The following is a 7347-nucleotide window of genomic DNA, read 5'->3' as shown; positions in this document are numbered from 1 at the left end:
CCGGTGACGTCACCGGTGTCTTCGCGCTCGCCTCGGTGGCCGCCATGCAGGGCCGGATCGCCATGTACCACTTCCTCGGCGACGCGGTCGCCCCGCTCAACCTGAAGACGGTGTCGTCGAACGTCTTCACCGACCCCGAGATCGCCACCGTCGGTTACTCGCAGGCGGACGTCGACGGCGGTGTCATCGACGCCCGGGTCGTGAAGCTGCCCCTGCTGCGCAACCCGCGCGCCAAGATGCAGGGCATCCGGGACGGTTTCGTGAAGATCCTCTGCCGTCCGGGCACCGGGATCGTCGTCGGCGGTGTGGTCGTCGCGCCGCGCGCCTCGGAGCTCATTCACCCCATCTCGCTCGCGGTCGACAACAACCTGACCGTCGAACAGGTCGCGAAGGCCTTCACCGTGTACCCGTCCCTGTCGGGCTCGATCGCCGAGGTGGCACGGCAGTTGCACACCCGGAAGTCCGTCGGCGGGGCCTGAGGCCGAAGGCGGTTCGCCGCTGGTCACCGGGCTCGCCGGCCCGCCGGTCACGGGCAGGCCGGCGGCCTTTCGTGCGGCCTGGGCGGCGTGATTGGGTGCGTATACCACTCCGGCCCATGCCATGCGAACAACTTCTGTTATTCGGCGCAAACTGCTGAAAGCAGACGGTCGTTGGGGTTACTGTCAGTTTCGTGTTCGCTGCAGAACGTCGCCAATTGATCCTCGAAATGGTGCGAGCAAATGGAGCCGTGTCGCTCCGTGAGCTCGCCCGCGTCGTCCAGACCTCCGAAGTGACCGTACGGCGGGACGTGCGCGCACTGGAGGCAGAAGGACTCCTCGACCGCCGGCACGGCGGTGCGGTATTGCCGGGCGGGTTCACGCGGGAGTCCGGCTTTCCGCAGAAATCCCATCTCGCGACCGCCGAAAAGACGGCCATCGCCGACCTCGCCGCGAGTCTCGTCGAAGAGGGCGAGGCCATCGTGGTGGGGGCGGGCACCACCACGCAGGAGCTGGCTCGCCGGCTCGCGCGGGTGCCGGGGCTGACCGTCGTCACCAACTCCCTGCTGGTGGCCCAGGCGCTGGCCCATGCCAACCGGGTGGAAGTCGTGATGACCGGCGGCACCCTGCGCGGTTCCAACTACGCCCTGGTGGGCAGCGGGGCCGAGCAGTCCCTCCAGGGGCTGCGGGTCTCCCGGGCCTTCCTGTCGGGGAGCGGCCTGACCGCGGAGCGCGGCCTGTCCACCTCCAACATGCTGTCGGCGTCCGTCGACCGCGCGCTCGTCCAGGCGGCCGCCGAGGTCGTCGTCCTGGCCGACCATACGAAGCTCGGCACCGACACGATGTTCCAGACGGTGCCGACCGATGTGATCACCCGGCTGGTCACCGACGAGCCACCGGCCCAGGACGACCGCGCGGCCACCGAACTGCAGGCCCTGGCCGACCAGGGCGTACAGATCGCGGTGGCCGGAGCGGGCGGTTCGGGTGGCGATACGGCTCCGGCGGGGCGCCAGTCGCCACGCCGGGACGTGCCGCTGCCCGGCCCCCGACGTGGTGCTGTGCCCGGCAAGGGGCCGCAGTTGCGCAGCGCCGCGGCGGTTCTGGGGGATCAGACCCAGAGCGAGCGGGCGCGGGTCGCGGACCTTCGCAGGCGTTGACGCCGACCCGCCGCGGGTGACGACGCGATGTGGGGGCCGGCTGACACCGACAGGGTGGTGCTGACGGGCGGCGGTCCAGTCCGTGCGTCAGGAGTCGTAGCGTCAGGCCTTCAGGCCCCGCAAGGTCAGCGTCAGCAGGCGGTCCGCCAGCTCCGGGTCGCCCGGGGTCTCTTCGGCGGCCAGCGCGATCGCGTTGGTCAGCTGGAGCAGATCACCGATCGAGACACCGGGGCGTACGTCGCCTGCCCGCTGCGCACGCGTGAGGAGGGCGCTGCCCGCCTCGTGCATCGGGTCGCTGCACCGCGCGAGCGCCGACGCGTCGTCGTGCGAGGCCGACATCAGCGCGCGTGCCAGCCCGCGGTACTCACTCGCATGAGTGATGACGGCACGCAGCCATGCCACCAGCGCCGTGCACGGCTGGGGGTCGTCGAGCAGTTCCCGCGAGAGGTTCAGCAGATCGCTCACCGCGTCCGCGAAGATCGCGCTCAGGAGCGCGTGCCTGTTCGGGAAGTGGCGGTACAGGGTGCCGATGCCGACGCCCGCTCGTCTGGCCACGTCCTCCAGGGAGGCGTCGGCGCCGTTCCGGGCGAACACGGTGCGGGCCTCGGTGAGGAGGCGGTCGTGGTTGCGGCGGGCGTCAGCGCGTTTGCCTGCCGGCGGGGTGGCCATGGATTGCCTGCCCTCTTTTGTGACGGATGCCGGCGGTTGGCGGTCTGGGTCTGCGGTTGGGGTGCCGTTTCGTCTGCCCAGTGACGGCCGTCTGGGGGTGCGGGTCGGTGGGTGGCTGGTCGCGCAGTTCCCCGCGCCCCTGAGAGCGCGCCCCTGAGAGCGCGCCCCTGACGGGGCGGCGCCCTCAGGGTCCGGTGGGTCAGTCCTTGATTTCGCAGATGACGGCGCCTGAGGTGAGAGAGGCGCCGACCTCTGCGGCCAGGGCCTTGATGGTGCCCGAGCGGTGGGCGTTCAGGGGCTGTTCCATCTTCATGGCCTCCAGGACGACGATCAGGTCGCCCTCCTTGACCTCCTGGCCCTCCTCGACGGCCACCTTCACGATGGTGCCCTGCATGGGGGAGGCGAGGGTGTCGCCGGAGGTGGCCGGGCCGGACTTCTTGGCCGCGCGGCGCTTGGGCTTGGCGCCCGCCGCCAGCCCCGTACGGGCCAGGGACATGCCCAGCGAGACCGGCAGGGAGACCTCCAGGCGCTTGCCGCCGACCTCGACGACCACCGTCTCGCGGCCCGGCTCGTCGTCCGTGTCGGTGTCCGCGGGCGTGGTGAAGGCCGGGATCTCGTTGACGAACTCGGTCTCGATCCAGCGGGTGTGGACCGTGAAGGGCTCGGTGGAGCCACTCAGTTCGGGGGCGAAGGCGGGGTCGGTGACCACCGCGCGGTGGAAGGGGACGGCGGTGGCCATGCCCTCGACGGTGAACTCCTCCAGCGCCCGGGCGGCCCGCTGGAGCGCCTGCTCCCGGGTCGCGCCGGTGACGATCAGCTTGGCGAGCAGGGAGTCCCAGGCCGGGCCGATCACACTGCCGGACTCCACGCCCGCGTCCAGGCGCACACCCGGTCCTGACGGCGGGGCGAACGTGGTCACGGTGCCGGGGGCCGGCAGGAAGCCGCGGCCCGGGTCCTCGCCGTTGATGCGGAACTCGAAGGAATGGCCGCGCAGCGGCGGGTCGTCGTAACCCAGTTCCTCGCCGTCGGCGATGCGGAACATCTCCCGGACCAGGTCGATGCCGGCGACCTCCTCGGTGACCGGGTGCTCGACCTGGAGGCGGGTGTTGACCTCCAGGAAGGAGATGGTGCCGTCGGTGCCGACCAGGAACTCGACGGTGCCCGCGCCGACGTAGCCGGCCTCCTTGAGGATCGCCTTGGACGACGCGTACAGCTCGGCGACCTGGGCCTCGGAGAGGAACGGCGCGGGCGCCTCCTCGACCAGCTTCTGGTGGCGGCGCTGCAGCGAGCAGTCACGGGTCGAGACGACCACCACGTTGCCGTGGGTGTCGGCCAGGCACTGGGTCTCCACGTGGCGGGGCTTGTCGAGGTAGCGCTCCACGAAGCACTCGCCGCGGCCGAAGGCGGCCACCGCCTCGCGCACCGCCGAGTCGTACAGCTCGGGGACCTCCTCCAGCGTGCGGGCGACCTTCAGGCCCCGCCCGCCGCCGCCGAACGCCGCCTTGATCGCGATCGGCAGGCCGTGCTCCCGGGCGAACGTGACGACCTCGTCGGCGCCCGACACCGGGTCCGGTGTGCCCGCGACCAGCGGGGCGCCGGCGCGCTGGGCGATGTGCCGGGCGGCGACCTTGTCGCCGAGGTCACGGATCGCCTGCGGGGGCGGGCCGATCCAGATGAGCCCGGCGTCCAGAACGGCCTGGGCGAAGTCGGCGTTCTCCGAGAGGAAGCCGTATCCCGGATGGATCGAGTCCGCTCCGGAGTCCTTGGCGGCCTGGAGCACCTTGGCGATGTCGAGGTAACTGCTCGCGGGAGTGTCACCGCCCAGCGCGAACGCCTCGTCCGCGACCCGGACATGCAGCGCGTCCCGGTCCGGCTCGGCGTACACCGCCACGCTCGCGATGCCGGCGTCTCGGCACGCCCGGGCAACACGAACAGCGATTTCGCCACGGTTGGCGATCAACACCTTGCGCACGTTGGCTCCCTCTCCTTGAAACAAGCCGAGTTTAGGGACTGCCGACACGTCGTTTCGACCCGTCCCCGGTGGTGAGCTTGCCCACACGGAGCGTGATACAAGGCCTGCTCGCCCGCGAAATCCCTTGTCGCACCTCGGTACGCAGTGGGCTTGCCATGAACCCTAGCTCTCCGGTGTGGTCAAGGTCTCTGTGAGAGGGTGCTGCGCGCCACTGGGTTTCTTTGTGGAGTCCCTACGAATGGCCCAACGATTCTTTGCCCGCTGCTGATCCCTTGCCCCTGGGTCTACTCGTTAGTAGCGTGCTGCTGTCCTGAACATACTGGGGGTAACAGCAGCCCTGGTCGGGCGGATGTCGAAAGTGGGTGGGGGCCGGTGGTCCGCAGACCGGTGGCGTGGGTGACGGCGATCGTGCTCTTCGTGGAGGCGGTGGGCATCGCGTTGGTCAACTGGTTCATGGGCGTCGTGGTCGACCGGCAGGACATGTCCCTCGCAGGGCTCGACTCGGACGTGATGTCCACGTCCTCGAAGGTCGCGGGACTGCTCTTCGGTCTCTACTTCGCGCTCTGCGCCTTCACCGCGCTGCGGGTCGCCCTGCGCGACCGCGCGCCCGCCGGCCTCGGCCGCATCCTGCTGATCAGCGCGGCGGTGGTGCACGCCCTCCTCGGCGCGTTCACGGTCGGCCTGGTGGGCTGGGGCGCGTTCGCCTTCATGATGGTCGTGCTCGGGCTGATCGTGCTCATCTTCATGACGTACGACCGCCGGGAGGCTGCCGTGTCCGACGCGAAGCCGGACGGTGGCCCGGCGAGCGGCGGGCCGGCGACCGGTGGCCCCGCGGACAGCGGTCCGCCGGTCATGCCTCCGCCCCCGGCGCCCTCGGCCTCCTGACGGCCTGCCCGCCGCCCGCTCGGGTCGCTTCTCGCGTCACTTCTCGTGCGGGGCCCACAACTCCGTGATGCCGACGCCCAGTTCGGCCAGCAGTCGGCGCAGCAGCGGCAGCGAGAGCCCGATGACGTTGCCGTGGTCGCCGTCGATGCCGTCGACGAACGGGGCCGAACGGCCGTCGAGCGTGAACGCCCCGGCGACGTGCAGCGGCTCACCCCAGGCGACGTACGCGGCGATCTCCGCGTCCGTCGGTTCGCCGAAGCGGACGACGGTGGACGCGACCCCCGACGTGTGACGGCCGGCCGCCGTGTCCCACACGCAGTGGCCGGTCTGCAGGGTGCCCGCCCGGCCGCGCATCGACTTCCAGCGCGCGGTCGCCTCCTCGGCGTCGGCCGGCTTGCCGTACGCCACGCCGTCCAGTTCGAGCACCGAGTCGCAGCCGATCACCAGGGCGCCGGCGACCTCGGGCTTCGCCGCCACCACGGAAGCCTTCGCCTCGGCGAGGGCGAGCGCCAGCTCGGCGGGGGTCGGAGCGGTCACGGCGTCCTCGTCGACCCCGCTGACGACGACCTCGGGGGCCATCCCCGCCTGCCGCAGCAGTCCGAGCCGGGCGGGGGACTTGGAGGCGAGAACGAGCCTGCGACGTGGCTGATCAGTCATGCGGCCAGCGTATCGGCGGGGCCGCGGCGGCTCACATCAGGCCGAGGATGACCATCGCGAACACCACGGCCAGCGCCATGAGAACGCCGAGCCGCCGCAACATGTTCTGCATGTCGCGCAGCTCCTTCGGCGGCTCGTTCTCCGGGTCGGACCACAGCATGTCTCCGATCGTGGCTCCGGCGGAGTTCCGGACGCCTGAGTACGCGTACTCATCTTGAGTAAATGGGTCCACGGTTCCTTTAGGTGGCCGCCTCCTGTTACCGTTCTCTCCGCCACTAAGGGGACCATAGCCCCGTTAGGAAGGGAAGTGCCGTGTTCACCACCGCTTGGACCGCCTCTCCGCAACCGCCCAGCACGGGCTTCACCCCCAACTGGTCGCAGGAGGGCTTCTGGCGCCACTCCCTGCGCCAGGCCGTCCGCCTCACCGCGGGCGGCGACCGCGTCCGGATCCGCCTCTCGAACGTGTACGGGACCTCGCCGCTGCGGATCGCGGGCGCGACCCTCGCCCGTACGGCTCTCGCCGGTACGGCCCTCGGCGCCGCCGTCCAGCCCGGCTCGGTCCGGCGGCTCACCTTCGACGGGGCCTCGTCCGCCGAGATCCCGGCGCGCGCGGAGATCGTCGGCGACGCGGCCGGACTCCCCGTGGAAGCAGGGGAATCGGTGACCGTCACGCTGTACCTCGATGCCGTCACCGGGCCCGCCACCTTCACGCGCAGGCCTTCGCGACCAGTTACCGGGGTGCGGGGGACCTCCTGGCGGACACCGGGGGCGCGGACTTCGGCGAGGCCACCGAGTCCTGGTACTTCCTGTCCGGCGTCGACGTCTCCGCCGGGCGCACGGACGGCGTGGCGCTCTTCGGCGACTCGATCACCGACGGGTTCGGGTCCACGCCGGGCGCGAACCGCAGGTGGTCCGACGCGCTCGCCGCACGCACCGGGCGGCCCGTGCTCAACGCGGGCATCGGCGGCAACCTGCTGCTCAACGACTCGGCCTGGTACGGGGAGAAGGGCGTCCACCGGCTGGCACGGGACGTGCTCGGCCAAGCCGGCGTCGACACCCTGGTCGTTCTCCTCGGCCTCAACGACATCGGCTTCAGCGAGACGGACGACCAGCCGACGTATCGGCCCGCGCCGCGCGTCGAAGTGGGGGAACTCATCGCCGGACACCGGGAGTTGATCCGGCAGGCGCGTGCCCGGCGGATACGGGTCGTCGGCGCGACCCTGCTGCCCTTCGGCGGGTCCGACCACTGGGGGGAGCGGGCGGCGAAGGTGAGCCACGAGTTGAACGACTGGATTCGCCGCTCGGGGGAGTACGACGCGGTGGCCGACCTCCACCGGGCCCTGGCCGGGACCGGCGGGACCGGCGGGACCGGCGGGTCGGACGCGTTGTGCGCGTTGAGCGCCGCGTACGACTTCGGTGATCACCTGCACCCGAACGATGCGGGGTACGAGGTGATGGCCGAGGTTGTTGCTGCCGTTCTTCGACCGCGGGTGCGTCGTGGCTGGGCGCGCAGTTCCCCGCGCCCCTAAAA

Annotated in this window: 7 protein-coding genes and 1 pseudogene; 4 read left to right on the top strand and 4 right to left on the bottom strand. The window is 71.1% G+C overall.

Translation table 11 applies throughout. From position 1 onward, the window contains the following. Both AOK01_RS33765 and AOK01_RS33760 read left to right on the top strand, forming a co-directional pair. Window positions 1–479 (top strand): annotated as a pseudogene (locus AOK01_RS33765) (NAD(P)H-quinone dehydrogenase); the annotation flags it as partial. 191 nt (window positions 480–670) lie between these two features. Further along, a complete protein-coding gene (locus AOK01_RS33760; protein WP_079103984.1) occupies window positions 671–1633 on the top strand; it encodes a DeoR/GlpR family DNA-binding transcription regulator in 963 nt (320 codons plus the stop codon). Window positions 1634–1735: 102 nt separating this feature from the next. Here AOK01_RS33760 and AOK01_RS33755 read toward each other — a convergent pair whose 3' ends face one another. Both AOK01_RS33755 and AOK01_RS33750 read right to left on the bottom strand, forming a co-directional pair. Continuing rightward, complete coding sequence (locus AOK01_RS33755; protein WP_055518428.1) at window positions 1736–2302, bottom strand: TetR/AcrR family transcriptional regulator; 567 nt, start codon at window positions 2300–2302, stop codon at window positions 1736–1738. 199 nt (window positions 2303–2501) lie between these two features. Continuing rightward, window positions 2502–4274 (bottom strand): acetyl/propionyl/methylcrotonyl-CoA carboxylase subunit alpha, encoded by a 1773-nt coding sequence (locus tag AOK01_RS33750; protein WP_055518426.1) that lies wholly within the window; start codon window positions 4272–4274, stop codon window positions 2502–2504. Window positions 4275–4646: 372 nt separating this feature from the next. Here AOK01_RS33750 and AOK01_RS33745 point away from each other — a divergent pair, with 372 nt between their 5' ends. Then, the gene (locus AOK01_RS33745; RefSeq protein ID WP_055518424.1) at window positions 4647–5159 is read left to right on the top strand and encodes a hypothetical protein; all 513 of its coding nucleotides are present in this window, start codon (window positions 4647–4649) and stop codon (window positions 5157–5159) included. 36 nt (window positions 5160–5195) lie between these two features. Here AOK01_RS33745 and AOK01_RS33740 read toward each other — a convergent pair whose 3' ends face one another. Both AOK01_RS33740 and mmpB read right to left on the bottom strand, forming a co-directional pair. Then, the gene (locus AOK01_RS33740; protein WP_055518423.1) at window positions 5196–5816 is read right to left on the bottom strand and encodes a nucleoside triphosphate pyrophosphatase; all 621 of its coding nucleotides are present in this window, start codon (window positions 5814–5816) and stop codon (window positions 5196–5198) included. A gap of 31 nt (window positions 5817–5847) precedes the next feature. Next, window positions 5848–5976: a morphogenic membrane protein MmpB gene (gene mmpB / locus AOK01_RS46250; protein WP_107099989.1), complete on the bottom strand. Its 129-nt coding sequence runs from the start codon at window positions 5974–5976 to the stop codon at window positions 5848–5850. 685 nt (window positions 5977–6661) lie between these two features. On the opposite strand from mmpB, the gene AOK01_RS45670 reads away from it, so the two are divergent. Continuing rightward, entirely contained in the window at window positions 6662–7345 is a 684-nt protein-coding gene (locus AOK01_RS45670) for a GDSL-type esterase/lipase family protein (RefSeq protein WP_245702532.1), read from the top strand. Window positions 7346–7347: the final 2 nt, after the last annotated feature.

This window comes from Streptomyces aurantiacus (assembly GCF_001418335.1).
Taxonomy (GTDB): domain Bacteria; phylum Actinomycetota; class Actinomycetes; order Streptomycetales; family Streptomycetaceae; genus Streptomyces; species Streptomyces aurantiacus.
This window is presented reverse-complemented; position numbering and strand designations above follow the sequence as displayed.